Source organism: Streptomyces lincolnensis, from assembly GCF_001685355.1.
In the GTDB taxonomy this organism is placed as follows: Bacteria; Actinomycetota; Actinomycetes; order Streptomycetales; family Streptomycetaceae; genus Streptomyces; species Streptomyces lincolnensis.
On record NZ_CP016438.1, the window covers coordinates 404,439 to 428,756 of the forward strand.

Here is a 24,318-nt window from a genome sequence, read left to right on the forward strand (position 1 = left end):
GCCTGTTCGTATGCGCCTTCTGACAATGACGGCTCCACGGACGGGGCCGAGAAAGGCGAGAATGAAAAGAAAGCTGGCGACGATACTCGCCATGGCAGCAGTTATCGTCGCATTCATGGCGATGCCGTCCGAAGGCGCGATCACCTCTTCCCGACTGGGTGTGTATGTGGGCCCGGGCAAGGTTGCGGAGGAGAACGCCTTCCAGAAGTGGCTCGGCCGTTCACAGGTGGACGCGACCGACTATCTCGATCCTTCCGAGAACACCCTGTGGAACCAGTACGCGACGAAGTACTGGGGCGACTGGAGGAAGGCCGGGACCGATCGGCGGTTCGTGCTCGGGCTGCCGCTGCTGCCCAAGGGCGGAACCTTCGCCGCCGGGCTCGCCGGCCAATACGACGGCCAGTTCCGGGGGCTCGCCGACCTGATGGTCAAGAACGGCCTGGGCGACTCCGTCATCCGCCTCGGCTACGAGGGGAACAACAGGATCATCGGGTCCTGGCAGGGAACCGACGACCCGGCCGCCTACCGGGCGATGTTCCGCAGGGTGGTCACCCTCATGAAGGCACGCGCGGGAGCGGCCTTCCGGTTCGACTACAACATGGCGGTCGGCCCCGCGGGCAAGGTCACCTCCTTCGAGACGCTGTACCCCGGCGACGCCTACGTGGACATCGTGGGCCTGAACATCTACGACGTGTGGTGGGGACATCCGGGCGCCACACCGGCCCAGCGGTGGAACCACGCCCTCACCACCACCATGGGCGTCAACGATTTCAAGGCCTTTGCCACCGCGCACAACAAACCGAAGTCCTATCCGGAATGGGGTCTGTACCGGAAGGGTGACTCCTATGCGGGCGGCGGGGACTCGCCGTACTTCATCGACCGGATGGCCGAGCTGGTCAAGGACTCGACGTACCAGGCGTATTTCGACCTCGACTGGGGCGGCGGCACGCTGGACGATTTCCCCGCCGGAAAGGCGCAGTACAGGCTCCGCTTCGGCGGCTGACCGCCACCCGGCCCGCGCCGGTCAGCCGGCGCGGGCCGCGGTGAGCCGTTCGGCCGCCTCCCAGAGCTCCCCTTCGCGCCGCGGGTCGTAGGACTCCTCTGACGAGCGGGCGGGGCGACCGCGGTCGACGTAGGACCCGGTCGGTGCCTCGGTGATGCCGAGGACGACGTCGGCGAGGTGGCGGCCCGCGGTGGCGCGACCGGTCGCGAACGGAGTGAGGGTCATCGCCGGCAGGATCCGGCGCATCGCGAACCGGGCGACGGGGCCGGCGTCGCGGGCGAGGTCGGTGCCGGGGACGAAGCCCGGGTTGTGGGCGACGACGTCGATCCCGGCCGGCAGTCGGCGGGCGAGTTCGTGCACGAGGTGGAGTGCGGCCAGCTTGCTCGTGGAGTACGCGGTGCGGCCGGCGGTCGCGGTGTCCGGGCGGGGGAAGGCTCCGGTGCGTGCCAGCACCTCCGGGGGCCGCCAGTGCGGGCCGGGCACCATGCCCAGGTTGTGCCGGAAGTCCCCGAAGTGGGTGTCGCTGACGGTGACCACGATGCGGGCGGGGGTTGTGAAGCGGTCCTGGAGCAGGCGGACGAAGAGGTGGTTGGCGAGGACGTTGACGGTGAAGGTGGACTCCAGCCCCTCGGGCCCCTCGGTCAGGGCGTTCGTGTGCTGCGTGCCCGCGTTGCCCACGAAGCCGTGCAGGGGCGGGAGTTCACCGTGGTCGAGCCGTTCGCGGATCCCGGCGGCGGCCGAGCGGACGCTGTCGAGCGAGGCGAGGTCGGCCGCGATGTGCGAGACCGAGTGCCCGGCCGCACCGAGCGCCGCGGACAGCCGTACACCCGAGGAGGCCCGCGCCACCACGAGGAGGTGGGTGTCCGGCGCGGCGGTGAGGATCCGTTCGGCGGCGGCGCGGCCGATCCCGCGACTGGCACCTGTCATCACCAGGGTGCGCCGCACGGGGTGGGGACGGCGCGTGGACCGGGCGTGCTGCATGGGGTGGGCTCCTTCGGGGGTCGGCCGTCGAACGCCCACCACGCTCGCCGCCCGCACCGCCGTCAGCCAGTGCCCTCCCCGTCACTGGGACCAGCAGTACCCAGGCTGGCCCGGCGTCCAGCGGCGACAATGGCTGTATGGCTGTCTCCCCCTCCGGCTTCGGGCCGCTCCTGCGCGCCTGGCGCGATCGCCTCTCCCCCGCCGACGCCGGCTTCACCGCCACGCCCGGGCGGCGCGCCCTCGGGCTGCGCCGGGAAGAGGTGGCGCAGCTGGCGGGCCTGTCGGTGGAGTACGTGCTGCGTCTGGAGCAGGGCCGGGCGAGGAACCCCTCGGCCCAGGTGGTGGGCGCGCTCGCGCGGGCGCTCCAGCTGTCGCGGGGTGAGCGCGACCAGTTGTACCGGAGTGCGGGGTTGCTGCCGCCACGGGACGGGACGGTCGACACGCATGTGCCGCCGGGTGTGCAGCGGCTCGTCGCGCGTCTCGGCGACGTGCCGATCGGGGTGTTCGCGGCCGACTGGACGCTGGTGTGGTGGAACCCGCTGTGGAGCGCTCTGGTCGGCGACGCGGCCTTGCTCCCGGTCGCCGAACGGAACCTGGCCCGCGCGTTGTTCGGCGACGGCATCGCCCGAGCCGCGATGCTCGACATCAGCTCGGAGCGCGGGCAGGACGCCTTCGAGGCGTCGATCGTGGCCGATCTGAAGGACGCCGTGGCCCGCTACCCCGCCGACGCCGGACTCGACGCTCTCGTGCGGGATCTCATGGCGACCTCGGAGACCTTCGCCCGGCACTGGGCCACGCGGACGGCCGCCGTCCAGCACGCCACCGACCGCAAGACGGTCCGGCACCCGGTCGTCGGGGACATCCTGCTCGACTGCGACGTGCTCCTGGTGCCGGGCGCCGATCTGCGCATGGTCACCTACACGGCAGCGACCGGTACCGCCGACGCGGACAGACTGGATCTGCTCCGCGTCGGCGGTGTCGGTGCCTCCAGGGCGTAGGTCAGCCCGCGGGGGGCGTGCGGATCGCGGCGATGTCGAACTGGAGCCGCACCTTCTCGCTCACCATGGCCCCGCCTTCGGCCAGCCGGGAGTTGTACGTCAGGCCCCATTCGGAGCGGTCGATCGTGGTGGTGCCGTCGAAACCGACCCGTTCGTATCCGAAGGGGTCGGTGACGTAGCCGATGTACGTCAGTTCCAGAACGACGGGACGGGTGACGTCCCGGATGGTGAGGTCACCGGACATGCGATAGACGTCGGCGCCCGCGAGTTCCACGGACGTGCTCGTGAACCGCATCCGCGGATAGGTCCTGGCGTCCAGGAAGTCACGGCCCACCAGATGCGCGTCGCGTTGCTCCACTCCCGTGTCGACGCTGGCGGTGGACAGGATGATCTCGGCCTTCGAGCGGGCCGGGTCGCGGCCGTCGAAGTAGAGACGGCTCTGGTATTCCGCGAAGGCTCCGCGCACCGTGGTGACCATCGCGTGCCGGACCGAGAATCCGATCCGGCTGTGCGCGGGGTCGATGGCCCATTCCCCGGTCAGAGCCGCCAGGGCGGGATCCGGCAGGACCGCGGTGGCGGCCGACGCGCCGGCGGGGGGACGGGGAACTACGGCGGGCTCCGGGCGGCGGAACGTGCCACGGCTGAACAGACTCATGATTCACCTAACTACTGCACGGGAGTTGCCCCCGGCAAGCCTTGATCAGACATTAAGGCTTTTCCCGTCCGCGCGGCACAATGTACATACCTCTCCCCCATCACGGCGGAACGAAAACTCCACACACCCGTCACCCGGTTCCGAGAATTGAACCCGCTCGGCTACTCGGCCCCGACGAGGGTGCGGACCTCGAAGTCCTCGTAACTCTGCGGCACTTCGGGACTGCTCAGTATCGAGCCGAGCCAGCCGAGGAGGAAGCCGGCCGGAATCGAGACGATTCCGGGATTCTGCAACGGGAACCAGGCGAAATCGACGGACGGATAGAACGAGGCGGGCGTGGAGGACACGACGGGCGAGAACACCACCAACAGGACCGAGGTCGCCAGACCGCCGCAGAGACTGAGCAGCGCGCCCTGTGCGGTGAAGCGCCGCCAGAACAGGGTGTAGACGAGCGTCGGCAGGATGGCTGACGCGGCGATGGCGAAGGCGAGGAAGGCCAGTGTGGCGGTGTTGGTGCCCCAGGAGACCAGGGCGAGCAGCATGCCGAGGACACCGATGACGACCGCGGCGAGGCGGGCCACGGCCAGTTCCTCCGTCTCCTTCGCCCTGCCCTTGCGGATCACCGCGCCGTAGAGGTCGTGGGCCAGGGAGGTGGCGGCGGCCAGGGTGAGGCCGGCCGCGACCGCCAGCAGGGTGACGAAGGCCAGGCAGGACAGCAGGGCGGTCAGGACGGCGCCGCCCAGGTCGTGGGCGAGCAGGAGGACGGCCGCGTCCCCCTTGCGGTCGGTCTCCGCGATGGTGTCTCGGCCCACGATGGCGGTGGCGCCCAGGCCGAGGATGCCGGCCGCCAGGCAGACCAGGCTGACCAGGCCCGTGGCCCAGACCACCGAGGTGCGCAGGACGGTGCTGGACTTCGGGGCGAGCAGCCGCATCATCACGTGCGGGAGGGCGGCGAGGCCGAGCACGATGGCCAACTGGAGGCTGAAGAAGTCCAGTTTGTTGGTGGTGCTGCCGCCGTAGCGCAGTCCGGGTTCCAGGAACCGGCTGCCCAGGCCGCTGTTGTCGGCCGCGGTACCGAGCAGCGAGCCGACGTTCCAGTCGAAGCGGTTGAGCACCATCACGGCCGTCACGGTGACGCCCGAGATCAGCATGACCGCCTTGACGATCTGGATGAACGTGGCTCCGGGCATGCCGCCGATCGCGGCGTACACGATGACGATAGTGCCGATCACGACGACGCACAGCAGCCGGGTGTTGGCGCTGGGTTCGCCGGTGAACTGGGTCAACAGGGCGACACTGCCGACGAGTTGGGCCACCAGGTAGAGGGTGGTGATGGTCAGGGTGCAGATGGCCAGGGCGATCCGCACCGGCCGCTGCATACGCGACAGCCGCAGGGCCAGGGTGTCGCCGAGTGTGAACTTGCCGGAGTTGCGCAGCGGTTCGGCGACCAGCAGCAGGACCATCATCCAGGCGACCGCGGTGCCGCAGAGGTAGAGCAGTCCGTCGTAGCCGGTCAGGGCGACCAGTCCGGTGCTGCCGAGGAGGGTGGCCGCCGACAGGTAGTCGCCGCACATCGCCAGGCCGTTGCGCAGCGGGGACATGGTGCGGTTGCCGAGGTAGAACTCGCTGATCTCGTCGCGCTGCGGTGCGGTCAGCAGCGCGGTGAACAGGGTGACCACGACGACGGACAGGAAGAGCAGGAGCGTGAGTTGCAGGCTGAGGCGGTCCACGACCGCGGCGCCGAGGGTCACCATGTGCGGAAGTCACCACCGCGGGGATCGAAGGGGCCGCGCGGGGCCGCGGGCGCCTGTTCGGCCGCTCGTACCTGGTCCACGGCCTCCTGCTGGCGGGCGAGGCCGCGCAGACCGCGGGCGATGGGTGTGACGTGGGTACGGGTGTGCACGAGATAACGCCAGGCGATCACACCCATGATCACGAATTGTCCCAGCCCGAGGGCCAGGCCGACCGTGAGGTGACCGGCAAGGGATTGATTCATCAGAGCAGGAACAAAACTGGACAGCAGGACATACGTAAGGAATCCGCCGACGGATCCGGCCGTCGCGCGCACTCCGAACCGCCGATGGGCGTGCCGGAGGGACTGATATCCGGGATCGTGCGACACCGTGCGCCGATCGGTGTGTTCGGGGGGATTTTCGGCGTACGGCGGCGGCCCGCCGAGCCGCGTGGAGTGCCGGGACACAATGCACCTTCTTCGCTGCTTCGCGCCGCGCATCCGACTCGTTCTCGTCACGAGCAGCCGATCAGCCGGCGTGCAGGCGCGTGGAGGTACGCCGGAGTCAGGCTCTGTGCGGACTTCGTGGGGGATTGGTGAATATGAAATTCGAGCGGTTCTGAATTCCTGGGGACATGGGGCCTTGTTCGGCAACCGGCCGATACGTCGGTGGGTGACGACGTGACCGGGAGTGGGGATTGTTGCAGCGCCTCCGTTGAACTATCAACCGGCGCGACATTTCCCTTCCTGACACTGACTCATTCACACACTTCGAGATCCGCCCACAGCCCGCCACGACCTGCGAAAAGGACCATGCCGGGAATAGGTCTGCACCATTCCCCCGGTGAGGTTGTCTCAAATGCAGTGCACAACTTCAGCGCGTCACGAGAGGTGACAGACCGTCAGAAAGGTCAAGGAAGCACCGGGACGGGACCAAGGGAAACCCAACACGCCGTCATGGTTGCCCCTTGCCGTGCCATGGTTCGGCAACGTGAGGGATCACGGGCGGACCCGGTCATACGTTCCTCTGCGTGAACTCTGAAGACTCCCCCCTCAGATCCGCCGGCCGCGCGCCGGTCACTCCCGCCCGCCGCACCCTCCTGCGTGCCGGGCTGACCGGGGCCACGGCCCTCGGTACGGGCGTCGCTCTCGCCGCCCCACCCGCCTCCGCGGCGCCCGCGACGCGCCCCCGGCCCACCACCCCCGAGGAGGCGCTGCGCGAACTGGCGGCCGGCAACCGCCGCTGGCGCACCTACCGCGAGCAGCATCCGGACGAAAACGCCGCCACCCGCAAGAGCCTGACGACCGGTCAGCACCCCTTCGCCCTCGTCCTCGGCTGTGTCGACTCCCGTGTGCCGCCCGAGCTCGTCTTCGACCAGGGTCTCGGTGACCTGCTCACCGTCCGCAGCGCCGGCGAGGTGCTGGACGAGGCCGTGCTCGGCAGTGTCGCCTACGGCGTGCTGGAACTCGGTATACCGCTGGTCCTGGTGCTCGGGCACCAGTCGTGCGGTGCCGTCCGCGCCGCCGTCGAGGCGGACACCTCCGGCAGGCAACTGCCCGCCCACATCCAGTACCTGGCCGAGCAGATACGCCCGGCCATCGACCGCACGAAGGAGGGCGACGCCCGCGTCGACGCGACCGTCGACGCCAACGTCCGGGCCGTACGGACGCGGCTCGCCGCGGAGCCGGACCTCGCCGCTCAGGTGACGGCCGGGAAGCTGGCCGTCGTCGGGGCCCGTTACGAGCTGACCACCCAGCACGTCCACAGCGTGGGCTGAGGTCCGCCCGCCGAGGCGGCGGCCGGTCCCGGCAGCCTGCGCACCACGGGTCGGTTCGCCAACGCCCGTGGTACGTCGGGTCCCCGACGGGACGACCCGGCCGGCCGCCGCCGCGGCGTCCTGATCACCCTCCAGGAAGGCGCCGAGTTCAAGCGCCCTGCCCCGACAGAGCACTGCGCAGACACGCCGCCAGCCGGGACGCGAGACTCCCGTCGGGGTCCAGACGCGGGTTGAAGATCGTGACGTCGAGGCCGACGGCCCGCTCGTCGGAGACCGCCATGCCCAGCACACGCTCCAGCTCCGACCAGGTCAGCCCGCCCGGCAGGCGGTAGTCGACGGCCGGCATGAGCGCGTCGTCCAGGACGTCGGCGTCGACATGCACCCAGTGACCGGTGCTCGGCCCGGAGGCGAGCCGTTCGAGGGCCTGCCGCGCCGCGTGGGGTGCGCCCAGAGCCCGTACGGCGTCGAGGTCCAGCGCGGACAGACCGGGCGGCAGGGGCTGCATGCCGGCCTGCGCCGACTCGGCGGCGTCGCGGAATCCGAACGCGACGACGTCCTCGTCGTGGAGGAGGGGACCGCGGCCTTCGAGGTCGGTGAGCGGGCGCGGACCGCGGCCGGTCGCGAGGGCGAGTTCCATCGAGGCCACCTCGCCGTTCGGCTCCGCCGACGGCTGGTAGAAGTCCGTGTGCCCGTCGAGGAACAGCAGACCGTGCCGCCCGCGTCGGCGCAGGGCGAGGAGGTTGCCGAGCAGGATGCTGCAGTCCCCGCCGAGCACGACGGGGAACAGGCCCGCGTCCAGGGCCCCGCCGACCGTGTCGGCCAGGTCGACGGAGTACCGCGCGATGCCGTCCGGATTGAGGACCCCGGTCTTCTCGTCCCGGCGCGGGTCGTAGGCGGGTGCTTCGACCCGCGCCGACCTCGCCACCGGGAGACCGTCCGTCAGCCCGGCCGCCAGCAGCGCGGTGGGCAGGTGCTCGACTCCGGTGGGCCGCAGCCCGAGCACCGAGGGCGCCTCGATGACGGCCAGTTCCCGCATGTCCGTCGCCTCCTTCGTCCGCCGGACGCTCCGTGCTCGCCACTTCCCAGGATCCGCCGGAACCGGGACCACCGCACCGGAGCCGCCCCCACGGAAAACCAGGAGACGGCACCGGCGGCCGCCACCTACTGTTGATCTCATGGAGGTCACCCCGCACACCCACACCGCAGCCGCGCGAGCGACCAGCTCGCCGGCTGCCGATGCCTGACCTCTCCTCTCCTCCGGCGGCCGGAAACGGATCGCCGGTGCGTGCGGTGCCTCACCTCTGTCGCAGTCTGTTCCGGCGGTTCGTCCCGGTCCCACGCCCGGACCCACGACCCGAAGGAACACCGCCATGGACACGGACCGCGTCATCCACCGCTTCACCGACTTCTACCGCGAGCGCGGACACCACCTGATCACCGGCGGCACCCTGCTGCCCCCGCCCTCGGACCCGGTGCTGTTCACCACCTCCGGCATGCATCCCCTCACCCCGTACCTGGAGGGCAGGCCCCATCCGCTGGGCCGCCGCCTGGTCAACCTCCAGCGCTGTCTGCGCACCACGGACATCGACGAGGTCGGTGACTCCACACACCTGACGGTGTTCGAGATGCTCGGGTCGTGGTCCCTGGGCGACTACGGCCACCCGCAGAGCCTGCGCTGGGGCTACGAGCTGCTGCGCGACGGATTCGGCGTACCGGACGAGCAGCTGTACGCCACGGTCTTCGGCGGCGACGACCAGGTCGGCCCCGACCTCGAATCCCTGCGCACCTGGCAGGAGTTGGGCCTTCCCGTGGAGCTGACGCGGGAGGAGAACTGGTGGTCCAACGGGCCCGTCGGGCCGTGCGGCCCCGACTCGGAGATCTTCGTGTGGACCGGTGGCGACGACACACCACCGCAGGGCACGCCCACCACCGATCCCCGGTGGGTGGAGATCTGGAACCACGTCCTCATGGGCTACCGCCGCCACGAGGACGGCAGCCTCCATCCGATGCGGCGGCCGAGCATCGACACCGGTATGGGCCTGGAACGGCTCGTGACCGTCCTCCAGGGCCGCGACTCGGTCTACGACACCGATCTGTTCGAACCCTGGACCCGCACCCTGCCCTCCCTGTGGAACCTGGACGGGCCCTCGCTGCACCTGCTCTGCGACCATCTGCGCTCGTGCGTCGTCGTCCTCGGCGACGGCGTACGACCGTCCAACACCGGCCGCGGCTACGTACCGCGCCGGCTGATCCGCCGACTGCTGACCTCGCTGTGGCACGGCGACCGAGGCCGTATGCTGTCCGACCTGCCCCTGGACCTCATCGGTCACACGCTGGACCACTTCGGCCAGTCCCTCGGCACCGGCCCGGTCCGTGACGTGCTCCTCGACGAGGAACGGCGCTTCCGCGGCCTCCTGGAGCGGGGGCGGCGTCTGCTGTCCCGGCCCGAGTACCAAGGGCCGCTCGGGGACGAGGACTTCGCCTACCTCCACGACACCCACGGCCTGCCCCGCGAACTCGTCGTCGGTCTGCGGGAACTCCGGTGACCACGGCCGCCGGCGAGGGCCGTACGAGGACGGCGGGGCCGCTACTCCGTGCGCAGCGCGGTCGCCGTACGGGACCGAGCCGCCCAGCTCGCCGGCAGGAGCGCGCCGAGCAGGGCGATGAGGATCCCGGCCAGGCCGAGCAGCACCAGCTGGGGCACGTCGTACACGTCGAGGACCGACGGCGGCAGATCGGTGCCGGCGGCGTGCCCCATCACCGGCAGCACGTAGCCGTGCAGCGCGAACCCGGCGGGCACGCCGAGGAGAGCGCCCAGGACGCCGATCCCGGCGACCGAGGCGAGCACCAGGCCCACGGTCTGCCGGGGTGACATGCCGAGCGCCTTGCACACGCCCAGGTCGTGGACGCGTTCGCGGGTGTCGAGGACGACGGAGTTGAGCACGCCCAGGCCGGCCACGCAGACCAGCATGAGGGTGAGCAGTGCCGCCATCGACTGAAGGATCAGGGCGAAGTTGTCCCGCTCGGAAGGGGAGTTGGCCATGGCGTCACCACCGAGCGGGCGCAGCGCCGCGGCCAGCTTCTGGGCGTACTGCGCGGGATCGACGCCGTCGTCCACCTCGATGAGGTAGACGCGGGGTTGGATCGCCGGGAAGTCGGTGAGGTCCGCGTGGATCTCCAGGGTGTCGTCCGAGGTGTCGAAGGCCTCGCCGACGATGCGCAGGGCCCGCGTGTCCTTGTGGAGGGTCACCTTCACGGTGTCACCGACCTCGGCGCCGGTCGTCTCCAGGAACCGCGAGGGGACGACCACCTGCCCGGGGCCGGTGAGCCAGTGCCCGGAGATCATCTCGTAGCCGCCGACGCGGAAGTCGCCCTGGTAGAGGCCGGCCCGCACCGAGCCGGAGACGCCGGCGACGGTGGCCTCCTCCTGGGTCTTGCCGTAGGAGGAGGCGGTACCGGCCTGGGCCTCGATGGCGGCGCGCGCCTGGGCCGGGTCGACGGCCGGGATCTCGGACCGGTCGCCCGCGGGCGGGGGCCCGCCGTGGGGCGAGGGCATGCCGGTGAAGGCGGTGACCGCGGCACGGTCCTCGGGGTCCTGTGCGGTACCGACGGCGTTCAAGGAGGCGGTCAGTCCGACGGCGAAGGTCGCCGCGACCGTGCCGAAGGCCACCGCGAGCAGCATCGCGAGCGCGCGGACCGGGTGGGCGAAGGGGGCGGCGAGGCCGTAGGTGACCGCCCTCGGCAGGGGCAGCCGTCCCGCGGCCCGATGGGCCCACCGGCCGCGTCCCGTGCGGGGCGCGCGGCCCACCGCGATGGCCTCGACGGTGCGCAGTCGGCCGGCCCGCAGGGCGGGGACCAGCGCCGCGATCCCGACGACCAGCAGCGCACCGGCCACCACCACGACGTCCACCCACCAGGCGACCGACAGGGAGGCCGTGCCGTACGCCTGCTCGGTGTCGGCCAGGAGCGGTACGGCCAGCAGATTGCCGAGCACGACGCCCAGTGCGATGCCCGCGCCGGCCGGGATCAGGGCCTGGGCGACGTAGGCGCGCACAACCTGGCGCGGGGTGAAGCCGATGGCCTTGAGGATGCCGATCCGGCGCAGACCCACGCCGACCGCGCCGCTGATCACACTGGCGACGATGATCACCGACATGACGATGCCGAGCACACCGAAGGCGATCAGGAACGGGATGGTGGGCGCCGCGCCCTGGTCGGCGGCCCGCTTGGTGTCCAGGTAGGACTGGGTGCCGAGCAGCGCGTCGGACGGCAGGGCGGCGGCGAGTGCCTCCCGGTGCTCGCCGATCTCCGACTTCGAGGGCGCGGGGTCGAAGCGGTAGAGCATCTGGCTCGCAAGAGGGGTGTCCTTCGACGCCAGCGCCCTGACCTGCGCGGGGGTCACCCAGGCCTCGGCCGTCTCACTGACCGAGGTGGCGAAGCCGACGAGGGTGAGGGCCGGACCGTCCGCGGCCTCCGAGATCCGCAGCGTGGAGCCGAGTTCGAAGGCCGGCCCGATGAAGGACGTCCCCAGCACGATCTCGCCGGGCTTCGTGGCCCAGCGGCCCTCGGTCAGGTCCAGGTCGTCCACGTCGGCCCGCGGACCGGACCTGCCGACCAACAGCAGCTCCGGCGTCCGCCTGCCCTCCGCGTCGACCACATGGATCCTCGCCGAGGGGTACGGCCCCGCGGTCGCCGTCACCCCGTCGAGGCGCGCGGTGCCCTCGATCCCCGCCGTATCCGCCTCGGCCGGGTCGAATTCGGCGGTGAGATGTGCCCCGCGCTGCTGTCCGAAGGCACGGTCGAAGGGTGCCTCGGCGGCGACCATGAGGGAACCGGCGACCACGGCCGCCGCCACCGCCATCATCGTGGCCACGGCGATCACCACGGTCTGCACCCGCCGCCGGCCCACTCCGGACCGTACGACCCGGCCGAGCGCACCGGCTCCGAAGCCCCTCATCGGACGGCCTCCGCACGCGTGTCGAGGGCGAGGCGGCCGTCGACCAGGTGAATCGTGCGGCTCGCGCACGCCTCGGCCAGCGCCAGGTCGTGGGTGACCAGCACCAGGGTCTGCCCGCCGCGGTGCAGGTCCATCAGCAGTTCGCGGACGTCCTGGCCCGACGCGCTGTCGAGGGCGCCGGTCGGCTCGTCGGCCAGGAGCAGCGCCGGCCGGTTGACCAGGGCCCGGGCGACGGCGACCCGCTGGCGCTCGCCGCCGGACAGCCTGCCGGGATAGGCGCGGGCGTGCTTCTGGATGCCCAGCAGTTCCATGAGCTCCCCGGCGCGTTCCGCGGCCCGGCGCCGTGCGGTTCCGGCGAGTTGGGCGGGCAGCGAGATGTTGTCGGCGACGGTGAGGTCGTCGAGCAGGTTGAAGAACTGGAAGACCATGCCGATCCGTTCGCGGCGGAACCGGGCCAGGGCGTGCTCGCCCATCCGGTCGATCCGCTGCCCGGCCACGGTCACGGTGCCCTCGGTCGGCTTGTCGAGCCCGGCGACGAGGTTGAGGAGCGTGGACTTGCCGCTGCCGGAGGGCCCTGTCACCGCGAGGGCCTCACCCGGGGCGACACGGAGGTCGAGCGGGCCCAGCGCGGGGGCGCCGCCACTGTCGTAGCGCTTGGCCACGCCCGTCAGTTCGATCACATGCGTCATGGGAAGGTCCGTCCTTGCGGTCGAGGGGCTCGTGTCGGTGCCGGCCCGGCGAAGGTATGGGCGGACGCCCGGCGGGCGCGTCGGCCGCGGCACCGACCCGCGGCCCTTCGCGGGGAGGACGCCGCCGCGGGGTCATCCCCGCGACGTACGCCTCATGGACGGCGGGTCGGCCGCGCAGGCGGACGCCGGGCCGGGTGGGACGGACCCACAATGAGCGGATGGAGACGGAGGACCGGCGCGTGTGGCACCGGCAGTTGTTCGACGCGCTGCGGCCGGAGGCGAGGAGGGCACCGCTGTCGCGGCGGGCGCTGTGGGCCGACGTGGTGCTCGCGGTGCTGCTGACGTTCGTCGCGCTGGTCGTGGCGGCGCGGTTCCCGGGCGACGGGCCGGTCCACGTCGGGCCGAGGGTCGAGTACGGGATACCGGAGGTGCCCCGTCCCCCGGCACCGGGTGTGCTCCTGCCGGAGCGGGAGTCCTCGCCGCCCTGGCCCCTGGTCGTGCTGTCGGCGCTGCCCCTCGCCGTCCGGCGGCTCCATCCGCTGGCCGCGTTCGCGGTGGTGATGGTCGGAGCGCTGGGCATCGGCGACCGCGCCTCCTGGATCACCGTACTGACCTGTGTCATCGGGGCCTACAGCGCGGTGATGTACAGCCGTCACCGGGCGGGCGCGATGGCCGGGATGGTGGTGGCGGCCGTTCTGGCGGGCTTCGCGTTCCGGGAGACGGACCCGGTGTTCCCGGGCTGGTCGAGCCCCGCGGTGGTGCTGCTGGTCGCCGGGGTGCTGGCGGGCGTCGTCCGCCTCTGGCGGCGCCAACTGGCCGCCGGGCGTGAGCGGTTCATGGCGTTGGAGCGGGCTCAGGAGGAGACGATGCGCCGTGCCGTGGAGGAGGAACGCGCGCGGATCGCGGCCGAGTTGCACGACGTCGTGACCCACAATGTGAGCGTGATGGTCATTCAGGCGGGCGCCGCGCGCAAGGTGATGGACACGGCGCCGGAACGGTCGAAGCAGGCCCTGCTGGCGGTCGAGGCCGGGGGCCGCGCCGCCATGGCCGAACTGAGGCATGTGATGGGCCTGTTGGCGGCCCCGGACACCGGTCACCTCGACGGCGCCGCCGACGGCTTGGAACCCCAGCCCGGCCTGGGGCAGTTGGACGCCCTGATCGAGCGGGTACGCGCCGCCGGGACACCGGTCGACGTCACGGTGTCGCTGCCGCCGGACGCGCTGCCGCCCGGGGTGGAACTGACCGCGTATCGCGTCGTGCAGGAGGCTCTCACCAACACCATCAAGCACGCGCCCGGCGCCGACGCCCGCGTCAGGATCGGCTGCGCCGGGGACCGGCTGCGGATCGAGGTCACCGACACCGGCGCGGTGCGCGGCTCACCCCAGGCGGACGGCAACGGCCGCGGGCTGATCGGCCTGCGCGAGCGCCTCGCGGTCTACGACGGCGACCTCACGGCCGGGCCGACCCTCACCGGCGGCTACCGGATCACGGCCGATGTCCCGTGGCGGACCGCATGAGCCGGCCCGTGCTGCGCGCCGTCATCGCCGACGACCAGGCCCTGGTCCGCACCGGTTTCGGGATGATCCTCGCCGCGGACGGCATCGAGGTGACGGCCGAGGCGGCGGACGGGGCCCAGGCGGTCGCCGCGGTCCGGCGCACCCGCCCGGACGTCGTCCTGATGGACATCCGGATGCCCGGCATGGACGGCATCGAGGCCACCGGCCGGATCCTCGCCGACAAGGAGGCGGCCGGTACCCGCGTCATCATCCTGACCACGTACGACCTCGACCACTACGTGTACGCCGCGCTCACCGCCGGGGCCAGCGGCTTCCTGCTGAAGGACGTCACCCCCGAGCACCTGGTGGCCGCCGTACGGCTGGTGCAGTCCGGCGACGCCCTGCTCGCGCCCTCGATCACGCGGCGCCTGATCGAGCGCTTCGCCCACCGCGAGGAGGCCCGGCCGGCCGCCGCGCACCGTGATCTGTCGGGGCTGACGCCGCGTGAGCTGGAGGTGCTGCGCCTGCTCGGGACGGGGCTGAGCAACGCCGAGCTGGCGGAGCGGCTGTTCCTCAGTCCGACGACGGTGAAGACGCACATCGGCCGGATCCTGTCGAAGCTGGAGCTCCGCGACCGCGTGCAGGCCGTCGTCCTCGCCTACGAGACGGGGCTGGTCACTCCCGGGGGTCCGGCCGGCGAGGTCGCGCCGGGCTGAGTCAGTCCTCCATCAGTCCGGCGGCGACCGTCGCGCCCAGTTCCCAGCACGCCTCGATGTCGGCCTTGGCCGGTTCACCGGTGACGGCCAGCGGATCGGCCGCGCGGCGCCAGCCGAGGCCGGTGGTGATGGCGTCGATCCCGCGCAGGGCGCCGGTCACGTCGTTCCCGCCGTGCACGTAGTAGCCGAACGGCCTGCCGCGCGTGGCGTCCAGGCACGGGTAGTACACCTGGTCGAAGAAGTGCTTGAGGGCGCCGGACATGTAGCCGAGGTTGGCCGGGGTGCCGAGGAGATAGCCGTCGGCCGCCAGGACGTCCGAGGCCGTCGCGGCCAGTGCCGCGCGCCGTACGACCTGGACGCCCTCGATCTCGGGCGCCGTCGCACCGGAGACGACGGCTTCGAACATCGCCTGGCAGTTGGGCGACGGCGTGTGATGCACGATCAGCAAAGTGGGCACGTCCGAACCCTGCCGTGCCGGGGCGGACACCCGCAAGCGGACGAAAGAACCCCACCCCGGACGTCCGGGGTGGGGTTCTCGATGGAGCGCCGGGCAGGCCTTGCACCTGCATCTCCCCGCAGGAAGCGGGACGTCTTTCCTTGGACCACCAACGCACTGTCGGCCACCGGTAGTTCGGCGCCGCGTTCTGGATCAAGCATACGCCATGGGGAGCAGTGCACCGCGCCGAAAACACGTTGCGGGGCGCGGGCCCCGCCCTCGACCCTGACCGCATGTCCTACCGCCTTCGCCCCGCCGCTCTCGGCGACGCACCGGCCGTCACCGAGCTGCTCAACGACATCGACCGGATCGAGATCGGCCGGGCGGAGACCGACCTGCACATGGTCGAGGCCGATCTGAAGCATCCCGACACCGCCCCGGAGCGCGACTCCTGGCTGGCCTTCGACGGGAACCGGCTGGTGGCGTACGGGCTGCTGTGGGACGAGTCGAACGGCGAGCGGATCGACGTGGACCACTATGTGCTCCCCGACCACCAGGAGGCCGGCCGGCGCGTGTTGGAGGCCCTGGAGGCCCGGGCCCTGGAGAAGGCCCGTGGCAACGGCGCCGCCAGGGCCGTGGTGCACCTCCAGCTCAATGTCGCGCCCACCCTCGACACCGCGCTGCTGCGCGAACGGGGCTGGTCCGTCGTACGGCGGTATCACGTCCTGGAGCGTGCGCTGCGGCCCGGCGCGGACCAGGTGCCCGAGACGCCCGCCGGGGTACGGGTGCGCTCCTGCGTCGACGCGGCGGACCGCGCTCGTGTGCACGAGCTGTACCAGGACAGTTTCGCCGAGCACTTCGACTTCCAGCCGCGCGCCCTTCCCCAGTGGCTGCACGACGTGGACGCGGACGGGCTCGACTGGTCGCTGGTGTGGATCGTGGGCACCGAGGACCTCGGGGACGCCGGGTTCCTGATCGCCCGTGACGACCGCGCGGCCATGGGATGGATCCGCAGCATCGGTGTCCGGCGCGAGGCCCGCGGCCGGGGCCTCGGCGGTCTGCTGCTGCGGCACGCGTTCGCGGCCTTCGCCGCCCGGGGGCGCGACACCGTCGGGCTCGGTGTGGACACCTCGAACGCCACCGGGGCGCCCGAGCTGTACGCGCGCAACGGCATGGGGGTCCACTACGCCGTGGACACCTGGGAGACCGTCCTGAGGTGACCTGCGAACACGTTTGCTACGCTCCCCGAGCCTTCCGTGGGGGAAGTCCGGTGAGAGTCCGGCGCTGACCCGCAGCGGTGTGCGTGAGGGGCCCGGTGGTCCGTCGCGCGAGCCCGATTGCCCACGGCGAGGTTGCGACCCGTCGACTGCTCGCCGTGGACTGCGAGAGGGGACCGCGCGGTCTTCGTGCCGTACGGGCCGTCTCCTTGAGTGAGGTTCATCAGGCGGCCCCACGTGAAGGACCGCCAGGTGCTGCGAAGTACGACCCCCGGTCGAATATCCGTTGTGCCGCTGGCCATTGGGCTGGGTGTGCTGCTCGTGGTGTCGGTGCTGTGCGGGGTGGGGCTGGGTGCCGCGGGGATCGGCCCGGGCGAGATGTTCGGACTCCTGTGGGCCGGGACGACCGGCGGGCGCCTGCCCGCCTCCGACCTCGCCTCCTACACCATCGTCTGGGAGATCCGGCTGCCGCGGGTGGTGCTCGGCGCGGTCGTCGGCGCGGGCCTCGCCTCCGTCGGTGTGGCCGTGCAGGCCATGGTGCGCAACGCGCTGGCCGACCCGTTCGTGCTGGGCATCTCCTCGGGCGCGGCGGTGGGGGCCAACGCCGTCATCCTGCTGGGCGCGTTCGCCGGGCTCGGGGTGTGGGCGTTGTCCGTGTCGGCCTTCGCCTCGGCGCTGGCGGCCATGGCGCTGGTGTACGCGGTGGCCCGCTCGCCGCACGGGCTGACCCCGCTGCGGCTGATTCTGACCGGTACGGCGCTGGCGTACGGCTTCGAGGCCGTCACCACCGTGATGGTGTTCGGCGCCGCCCGGGGTGAGGCGGCGCGGTCGGCCATGATGTGGCTGCTGGGCAGCCTCGGGGGCGCGACCTGGGCCCAGGTGCCGCTGGCCGCCGTGACCGTGGCGGCCGGGTGGGCGTGGCTGCGGTGGCGGGCCGAGGCGCTGAACGCGCTGGCGATGGGTGACGAGACCTCGGCCGCGCTGGGCGTGCGGCCGGGGCGGCTGCGCAGGGAGCTGTTCCTCGTCACCGCGGCCGTGACCGGGACGGTGGTCGCGGTCAGCGGGGCGATCGGGTTCGTCGGGCTGATGGTGCCGCACGTGGCGCGGATGCTGGTCGGCTCCGATCACCGGCGGGTGCTGGCCGTGGCCCCGCTCGCCGGGGCGGTCCTGCTGGTGTGGGCGGATCTGCTGTCCCGGCTGCTGCTCGCTCCCGCCGAGCTGCCCGTCGGGGTGATCACCGCGGTGGTCGGGGTGCCGGCCTTCCTGCTGCTGATGCGGCGCGGCGGCTACGCGTTCGGGGGGCGGTGACCGTGCGCCTGGACATCGAGGGCGTGTCCGTCGAGGCCGCCGGTGCCCGGCTCGTCGACGACATCCGGCTCACCGTGGACAGCGGAACGGTCGTCGGACTGGTCGGCCCCAACGGCAGCGGCAAGTCGACCCTCCTGCGCTGCGTGTACCGTGCGCTGCGGCCGGTCGCGGGCGCGGTGCGGCTCGACGGCGAGGACATCGCGCGGATGCCGTCCCGCGCCGCCGCCCGGCTGCTGGCGGCGCTGCCGCAGGAGTCGTCGGCCGAGTTCGACTTCACCGTCGCCGAGGTCGTCACCATGGGACGGCTGCCCCACAAGGACCGTACGGCCGCGTCGGATCAGAGGATCTGTGCCGACGCCATGGACCGCACCGGCGTCGGGCACCTCGCCGACCGCGGGTTCCTCGCCCTGTCCGGCGGCGAGCGGCAACGGGTCCTCATCGCCCGCGCCCTGGCCCAGCAGCCCCGGGTCCTCGTCCTGGACGAGCCCACCAACCACCTCGATGTCGCCCACCAGTTGGACGTGCTGTCCCTGGTCCGGACGAGCGGCCTGACCGTGCTGACGGCCCTGCACGACCTGAATCTGGCCGCCGCGCACTGCGATGTGCTGTACGTGCTCGCCGCCGGCCGGATCGTCGCGTCGGGACCGCCGCGCGACGTGCTCCGGCCGGACCTGCTGGCCGAGGTGTTCGGCGTCCGCGCGCATCCCGTACGGCATCCGGAGACCGGTGCCGTCCAGCTCCTCTTCGACCGGCTTTCGACCACCACCCCGTAAGGACCTTCATGCGCAAGCTGCTTCCCGCCGCCCTCGCCCTCGCCGCGACCCTCACCGCCTCCGGCTGCGGTGCGACGGTCGAGCCGGCCAAGAGCACGACGTCCCACGCGGTCACCCTGACCAACTGCGGCCGGAAGGTCACCTACGACAAGGTCCCGCAGCGGGTCGTCACCAACGACGTCGGGATCACCGAGCTGATGTTCGCGCTCGGCCTGGAGGACCGCATGGCCGGGTTCGCGATGCCCGACGACAAGGGCGACCTGAACGGGGTGCCCTGGAAGGACGGCTACAACCGGGTGAAGTGGCTGTCGAAGGACCAGCTCACCAAGGAGAACGTCCTCGACGCCCGCGCCGACCTGGTCTTCGCCGGCTGGAACTACGGCTTCCGCGAGGACAGCGGCTTCACGCCCGACGCGCTGCACAAGCTCGGCATCCCCACCTACACGCTCACCGAGTCCTGCCGCAACGGCCGCACCGAGACCTCACGCGGGATCATGCCGCCCCTGGAGGCCCTCTACACGGACCTCACCAATCTCGGGAAGCTGTTCGGCGTCGAGAAGCGGGCGGCCACGCTGATCGCCGGCTTCAGGAAGGAGGTCGCCGCCGTGCACGACAAGGCGCCCGCCGAGCGTCCCAAGGTGTTCCTCTACGACAGCGGGCAGGACCAGCCCTTCACGTCCGGGCGGTATGCCGCACCCGAGCAGATCATCAGCGAGGCGGGCGGGGTCAACGTCATGCACGACGTCGCCGACTCCTGGACGACGGTGGGCTGGGAGAGCGTCGTCGAACGGGACCCGGACATCATCGTGATCTGCGACTACGGCGACGTGAGCGCCGAGCGGAAGAAGAAGTTCCTGCTCTCCTACGCGCCGCTGCGGAACGTCTCGGCCGTGAAGCACCGGCGGATCTTCGTCCTCGACTACGTCGACCTGGTCGAGAGTCCGCGCAACCCGTCCGCGATCGCCCGCCTCGGCGCGTATCTGCGGACGGCACAGCGGTGACCCGACGCTCACCGACAACCTGTACCTCAAGGGCGGCGTGAAGATCGCGGGAGTGCCGGACTGCTGAGGCCGATCGGCCCGTAAGCCCGGTTCGACGGGGACCCCGGTCGCGTGGGTACGCGGCCGGGGTCCTCGTCGTTGCCCGTGACTCCGGGCACTCATGATCGTTGGCCCCGCTGGCACCGCCCGTGTCCGGGGCGGCGCGCGCCTCCTCGCCGTGCTGCGAGGGGGCGTCGAGAGTCACGGAGAGGGGCTGGGCTGATGGCCGACTGGATCACGATCGGTGTGTCGGCGGCCGCCGTGTCGTGTCCGGTACCGGCGCTGAGCGGCTCGGCCGTGGTCGTCGACGGGGCGCCGGACCACGCCCGGGTCGTGGTGTGTGCTCCCGACGCCTGGATCGTCATCGGCGACGACGAGGTCGTGCCACCGCCTCCGTCGCCCACCGCGACACCCAGGGCGGCGGTACCGTCCGTGGAACCCGCGCCCGTCGCCGTACCTTCCCGCCGTCCCGAGCCGGCCCCGCCGCCCCGCCGGGCGCCCGACCGGCCGGTCGCGCTACGGGCTCCGGCGCCGCCGCCGGAGCCTGCGGCGAGCGGTGCGGCCCCCGGCCCGGTGGAGGAACGGCCCGAGGTGCTCCCTCGGCCCGCGCCGCCGGCCTTCCGCTGGGTGCCGCGCGCCCACTACGTCGGCGGACCGCAACGGCCCGCGCCGGGTGGTCTGTCGACGACGTTCACCATGGTCGTGGTGACGATGCCCGCCGTGCTCGCCGCGGCGGCGCTGCGGCCGGGTTCGCGCCGCCGGAGCGGCCGCGGCTGAGGCCGCTCCCCCTGTTCCTCCCCCTCCCTGTCCCTCCCTCCTCCCTTCCTCTTCCCTTCCTCACAGCTGGAGTTCCGTCGTGCCCGAGTGGCTGATCTACACGCTGGCCTCGCTCATGGTCTGCGCCCTCGTCGTCACCATCGCCATGCTGCGGCATCGCCGGGTCTCCGAGGACGAGGACACCTCCGAGACACCGGATGTCCTGGAGTACATGGTGATGATGGTCGGCGTCGTCTACGCCATCGTGCTCGGCCTGGCCGTGGCCGGTGTGTGGGAGGCGCGCGGTGCCGCCGACGACACTGTGCAGCGCGAGGCGCAGGCCCTGTACGAGGTGGACCGGCGCCTCGACGTGTATCCGGCCGCCTTCCGCGACCAGGTGCGTGGACGCATCGACGCCTACGTCCGCCACACCGTCGACTCCGAGTGGCCCGCCATGGCGAACGACGAGCCCGTCGACGCCACGGGAGCACGGCTGCTGGACGGCATCCGCTCCGACATCACCCACCGCGCTCCGGGCGACGAACTCCAGGCGCAGGCCTACCAGCCGCTGCTGGACCGGGTGGCCGCCGCGGACGACGCCCGCCACCAGCGCCTGGACAGTGTCGGGAGCACGCTGCCCGGGGTGGTGTGGTTCGGTCTGATCGCCGGGGGGTTCGTGACGCTGGGGCTGCTCTTCACGCTCCAGATCCGGCGCTCGGCGCGCGAGTTGCTGCTGGCCACCGCGTTCAGCGCCCTGGTCGTCTTCCTGTTGTTCCTGGTGTGGAGCTTCGACGCGCCCTTCGGCCAGTCGGGCGCGGAGTCGGCCGATCCCTTGCGGGAACTGCTCACACCCACCGTCTGAGCGGCCGGGCGGGCGCAGTTCTTCCTGATGTTCTTCCTGGTGCGGGACATGAGCGCAGTGTGTGATGGATCTGTGAACACGACCCTGTCGACCTCGTCGCTGCGCCCGTCGGACCGCGCGGAGTTCTGGCGTGACGCCGTGTCGCGCACGTTCATCCCGCTGGACGTCGTCCTGCACGAGAGGGAGCCGACCGTGGCGACCATCACCAGCCATCGGTTCGGTCCCCTCCAGGTCTCGGCGGTCACGGCGGGGCCGCAGACCGTCGTGCGCGATCGCCGGATGATCGCGCGGGACGGGGAGAGCCATCTGACCCTGACGATCCAGCATCGCGGGACGGCGCGGCTCGTCCAGGACCGTCGTGAAGTGTTCCTGGGCCCGGGGCAGTTCGCCCTCTCCGACGCCTCGCGGCCGTTCGAGAAGGTGCTGCCGGGGACGTTCGGCCTGACGGCGTTCCATCTGCCGCGCACCGCCCTCGACATCGGGGACCGGGAGTTACGGGCGCTCACCGCGACGGTGTTCTCGCCCGGCGGCGGGTGCGCGGACGTCGTGGCGAGCTACCTCGGGTCGCTGGCCCGTTCGGCGGCGGGGCTGGCGCCGGAGTCGGCGCACCACCTGGGTCTCACCGCCTGCGACCTGCTGGCCACGCTGCTGCGGGAACAGCACGGCAGGCTCGCCCCGGAAGCTCCGGAGGCGGCCCGGGCCATGCTGGTCCGCGTGCGGAGCTTCACGCTGGAGCACCTGGCCGACCCCCGCCTGTCGCCGCAGATGATCGCGGCCGCGCACCACATCTCGGTGCGCTACCTCCACAAGCTCTTCGAGAGCGAGGACACCACGCTGACGAAGTGGATCCGGTCGCGCCGGCTGGCGATGTGCCGGCGTGATCTCGCCCGGCTGCCGGTGCGCGGGGCCAACGTGGCGGCGGTCGCCCAGCGGTGGGGTTTCGTCAGTCCCGCGCACTTCAGTCGTGTGTTCCGGGCCGCGTACGGCCTGGCGCCCCGGGAGTGGCAGGAGGCGGCCCTGGCCTGTGGTCGGGCGCGGTCCACTGCTGGTGCAGGTTCCTCGCCTCGTCCAGCCATCGGTCGCTCCCTGCCCCGGTGAAGCAGCGCAGGGCGTCCTCCAGCGCCGCGAGTGCCTCCGGTCGCCGGCCCAGCGCCCACAGGGCCTGGGCCTTGCGCATCGTCGGCACTCCGCGGTTCAGGGCGACCCCGACCCGGGCGTCGAACTCCAGGGCGCGGTCGCAGACCGCGTGCGCGGCCTCCCAGTCCTCCAGGTCCAGGAGTACTCGCGCCTTGCCGCTGAGGGCGTTCATCGCCGTGAAGTCGGCGATGTGCGGTGCCGGGGCGGTACGCGGATCGCTCACCCGTGCCACGGCGGCGTCGAAGGCGTCGGCCGCCTCCTCCAGCCGGCCCACGGCGCGCAGGTTGAGGGCGAGGCCCAGCAGCGCCTGCGGGTGCCCCTCCTTGTCGCCCGCGGCGGCGAACAGTTCGGCCGCCCGCCGGGTCTGCTCCACGGCGGACGTGAACTCCCCCGAATCCCGGGCGGCATAGGCGGCGTACGTCAGGGACCATGCCTCCTGAACCGGGTCGTGCGCGCGCCGGGCCAGTTCCGCGGCCTCCAGCGCGATCGCCATGCCCTCGGCCGGGCGGTCGAGGCATTGGGCGACCGCCCAGGACAGGTAGTTGGCGTGGGTCGCTTCGAGTCCGGGGTCACCGAGCGCGTGAGCGGCGGCCCGCGACAGGGCGAAGACAGTGTGCCAGTGCCCCCAGTGGGACCAGCGGTCGGAGAACCAGTGCATGGACTCCGCGACGTCGACGACCCGCCGGTGGTGGCCGGCCGCCGCCGCGGCCCGCAGGGCGGCGAACCAGTGGGCGCTCTCCGTCTGGAGCCAGCGCTGCGCGGAGGCCGGGTCGTGGCCGTCGGCCGGCGGACCGGGGACCGGCCGCGGGTCGTCGCCGGGTTCGAACCACTGTCCGGCGGCGCGGGCGGTGTCCAGGAGCCAGCCGTCCAACCGCGCTCGGGCGGCCTCGCGTTCCTCGGGTGTCTCCTCGTCACGCAGGCGCTGGTGGGCGTACAGCCGGACCAGGTCGTGGAAGGAGACCCGGTCGCCGCCGGCGGCGTTCAGCAGGCCGAGTTCGATGAGTTCGTCGGTCATCCGCTCGACGCGTGCCGGCGTGAACGAGGTGAGCGCCGCGCCGTGGGCGGGCGAGAAGTCGGGGCCCTGGACGAGGGAGAGGCGCCGGAACAACTGGCGTGCGGGTGCGGTGAGTTGCTCGTAGGAGAGAGTGAAGGCGGATTTCACCTTCAGGTCTCCGGCGGTGAGCCGGTCCAGGCGCAGGTCCTCGGCCGCGAGCCGGTCGGCGAGGCCGGTCGCGCTCCAGGCCGGGCGGCTCACCAGGCGGTTGCCTGCGATGCGCAGGGCGAGGGGCAGGCCGCCGCAGAGGTCGGCGATGCGTCGTAGGGACGCGGTGTCCTGCCGGTCCGTGCGGTCGGCGGTGATCGTCTCCAGCAGGGTGGTGGCCGCGTGGGCCGGGAGCGGGGTCGGCACGAGTCGGCGGGCGTGCTCGATGCCGGTCAGCGCGCGGCGGCTGGTGACCCAGAACACGCACTTCCCGTCGCCCGGCAGCAGGGGGCGCAGTTGGGCCTCGTCGGCGGCGTTGTCGAGGATGACCAGGACGTTCTTGTCCCGGACGACGCGTCGATGGAGCACCTGGCGCTCCTCCAGGTCCGCGGGCAGGTCGTGTTCGGGCACTCCGAGTGCCTTGAGCAGGCGGGCCAGCGCGTCGTGCGGGTCGAGGGGTTCCTCGTCCAGGCCGCGCAGGTTGAGGAACAGGCATCCGTCGTCGTAGCGCGCCGCCTGCCGGTGCGCGGCCTGGACGACCAGTGTCGTCTTCCCCAGGCCGGGGGCGCCGCTGACGATCACC

21 protein-coding genes are annotated in these 24,318 nt (G+C 72.0%); 13 read left to right on the forward strand and 8 right to left on the reverse strand.

Features of this window, described 5'->3' with window-relative positions; translation table 11 throughout:
- Positions 1-115 precede the first annotated feature (115 nt).
- The gene (locus tag SLINC_RS01840; protein ID WP_067425874.1) at positions 116-1,003 is read left to right on the forward strand and encodes a glycosyl hydrolase; all 888 of its coding nucleotides are present in this window, start codon (positions 116-118) and stop codon (positions 1,001-1,003) included.
- Between the two features lie 21 nt (positions 1,004-1,024).
- On the opposite strand, the gene SLINC_RS01845 is transcribed toward SLINC_RS01840, so the two are convergent.
- Complete coding sequence (locus tag SLINC_RS01845) at positions 1,025-1,984, reverse strand: SDR family NAD(P)-dependent oxidoreductase (protein WP_225988211.1); 960 nt, start codon at positions 1,982-1,984, stop codon at positions 1,025-1,027.
- 137 nt (positions 1,985-2,121) lie between these two features.
- Here SLINC_RS01845 and SLINC_RS01850 point away from each other — a divergent pair, with 137 nt between their 5' ends.
- Entirely contained in the window at positions 2,122-2,982 is an 861-nt protein-coding gene (locus tag SLINC_RS01850) for a helix-turn-helix domain-containing protein (protein ID WP_067425877.1), read from the forward strand.
- A 1-nt stretch (position 2,983) separates the two neighbouring features.
- Here the strand turns inward: SLINC_RS01850 and SLINC_RS01855 are convergent, their stop codons facing one another.
- From SLINC_RS01855 to SLINC_RS01865, 3 genes are all read right to left on the reverse strand, one after another.
- Positions 2,984-3,637, reverse strand: coding sequence for a YceI family protein (locus SLINC_RS01855; RefSeq protein WP_067425880.1), 654 nt, complete (start codon positions 3,635-3,637; stop codon positions 2,984-2,986).
- A 161-nt stretch (positions 3,638-3,798) separates the two neighbouring features.
- The gene (locus tag SLINC_RS01860) at positions 3,799-5,391 is read right to left on the reverse strand and encodes a solute symporter family protein (RefSeq protein ID WP_067425883.1); all 1,593 of its coding nucleotides are present in this window, start codon (positions 5,389-5,391) and stop codon (positions 3,799-3,801) included.
- Positions 5,385-5,870 carry a DUF485 domain-containing protein gene (locus SLINC_RS01865; RefSeq protein WP_067425887.1) on the reverse strand — a complete coding sequence of 162 codons (486 nt, stop codon included), beginning with the start codon at positions 5,868-5,870 and terminating at the stop codon, positions 5,385-5,387. Before SLINC_RS01865 ends, SLINC_RS01860 begins: the two co-directional genes overlap by 7 nt.
- Before the next feature lie 530 nt (positions 5,871-6,400).
- Here SLINC_RS01865 and SLINC_RS01870 point away from each other — a divergent pair.
- Positions 6,401-7,147, forward strand: a complete 747-nt coding sequence (locus SLINC_RS01870; protein ID WP_067425889.1) for a carbonic anhydrase — start codon at positions 6,401-6,403, stop codon at positions 7,145-7,147.
- A 148-nt stretch (positions 7,148-7,295) separates the two neighbouring features.
- Here the strand turns inward: SLINC_RS01870 and SLINC_RS01875 are convergent, their stop codons facing one another.
- Positions 7,296-8,183 carry an arginase family protein gene (locus SLINC_RS01875; protein WP_067425891.1) on the reverse strand — a complete coding sequence of 296 codons (888 nt, stop codon included), beginning with the start codon at positions 8,181-8,183 and terminating at the stop codon, positions 7,296-7,298.
- Positions 8,184-8,517: 334 nt separating this feature from the next.
- Between SLINC_RS01875 and SLINC_RS01880 the strand changes: the two genes are divergently transcribed.
- Positions 8,518-9,693 carry an alanine--tRNA ligase-related protein gene (locus SLINC_RS01880; RefSeq protein ID WP_067425894.1) on the forward strand — a complete coding sequence of 392 codons (1,176 nt, stop codon included), beginning with the start codon at positions 8,518-8,520 and terminating at the stop codon, positions 9,691-9,693.
- 41 nt (positions 9,694-9,734) lie between these two features.
- On the opposite strand, the gene SLINC_RS01885 is transcribed toward SLINC_RS01880, so the two are convergent.
- Both SLINC_RS01885 and SLINC_RS01890 read right to left on the reverse strand, forming a co-directional pair.
- Entirely contained in the window at positions 9,735-12,104 is a 2,370-nt protein-coding gene (locus SLINC_RS01885) for an ABC transporter permease (RefSeq protein WP_067425897.1), read from the reverse strand.
- Positions 12,101-12,793 carry an ABC transporter ATP-binding protein gene (locus tag SLINC_RS01890; protein WP_067425900.1) on the reverse strand — a complete coding sequence of 231 codons (693 nt, stop codon included), beginning with the start codon at positions 12,791-12,793 and terminating at the stop codon, positions 12,101-12,103. The genes SLINC_RS01885 and SLINC_RS01890 overlap by 4 nt, the downstream gene beginning before the upstream one ends.
- A 218-nt stretch (positions 12,794-13,011) precedes the next feature.
- Here SLINC_RS01890 and SLINC_RS01895 point away from each other — a divergent pair, with 218 nt between their 5' ends.
- Complete coding sequence (locus SLINC_RS01895; RefSeq protein ID WP_067425902.1) at positions 13,012-14,310, forward strand: sensor histidine kinase; 1,299 nt, start codon at positions 13,012-13,014, stop codon at positions 14,308-14,310.
- Entirely contained in the window at positions 14,307-15,005 is a 699-nt protein-coding gene (locus SLINC_RS01900) for a response regulator (protein ID WP_067444802.1), read from the forward strand. Before SLINC_RS01895 ends, SLINC_RS01900 begins: the two co-directional genes overlap by 4 nt.
- A gap of 1 nt (position 15,006) precedes the next feature.
- Here the strand turns inward: SLINC_RS01900 and SLINC_RS01905 are convergent, their stop codons facing one another.
- A complete protein-coding gene (locus tag SLINC_RS01905; protein WP_067444806.1) occupies positions 15,007-15,462 on the reverse strand; it encodes a flavodoxin family protein in 456 nt (151 codons plus the stop codon).
- 272 nt (positions 15,463-15,734) lie between these two features.
- On the opposite strand from SLINC_RS01905, the gene SLINC_RS01915 reads away from it, so the two are divergent.
- The 7 genes from SLINC_RS01915 (at position 15,735) to SLINC_RS49105 (ending at position 22,495) form a co-directional block, all read left to right on the forward strand.
- On the forward strand, positions 15,735-16,661 hold the full coding sequence (locus SLINC_RS01915; protein WP_067425905.1) for a GNAT family N-acetyltransferase: 927 nt from the start codon (positions 15,735-15,737) through the stop codon (positions 16,659-16,661).
- A gap of 249 nt (positions 16,662-16,910) precedes the next feature.
- Entirely contained in the window at positions 16,911-17,966 is a 1,056-nt protein-coding gene (locus SLINC_RS01920) for a FecCD family ABC transporter permease (RefSeq protein WP_067444811.1), read from the forward strand.
- A gap of 2 nt (positions 17,967-17,968) precedes the next feature.
- Complete coding sequence (locus tag SLINC_RS01925) at positions 17,969-18,739, forward strand: ABC transporter ATP-binding protein (RefSeq protein ID WP_067444814.1); 771 nt, start codon at positions 17,969-17,971, stop codon at positions 18,737-18,739.
- An 8-nt stretch (positions 18,740-18,747) separates the two neighbouring features.
- Positions 18,748-19,740, forward strand: a complete 993-nt coding sequence (locus SLINC_RS01930; protein WP_067425908.1) for an ABC transporter substrate-binding protein — start codon at positions 18,748-18,750, stop codon at positions 19,738-19,740.
- A 261-nt stretch (positions 19,741-20,001) separates the two neighbouring features.
- A complete protein-coding gene (locus tag SLINC_RS01935) occupies positions 20,002-20,556 on the forward strand; it encodes a hypothetical protein (protein WP_067425911.1) in 555 nt (184 codons plus the stop codon).
- A gap of 79 nt (positions 20,557-20,635) precedes the next feature.
- Positions 20,636-21,397 (forward strand): bestrophin-like domain, encoded by a 762-nt coding sequence (locus SLINC_RS01940; RefSeq protein ID WP_067425914.1) that lies wholly within the window; start codon positions 20,636-20,638, stop codon positions 21,395-21,397.
- A 72-nt stretch (positions 21,398-21,469) separates the two neighbouring features.
- Positions 21,470-22,495, forward strand: a complete 1,026-nt coding sequence (locus SLINC_RS49105; protein WP_107406536.1) for an AraC-like ligand-binding domain-containing protein — start codon at positions 21,470-21,472, stop codon at positions 22,493-22,495.
- Positions 22,496-24,318: the final 1,823 nt, after the last annotated feature.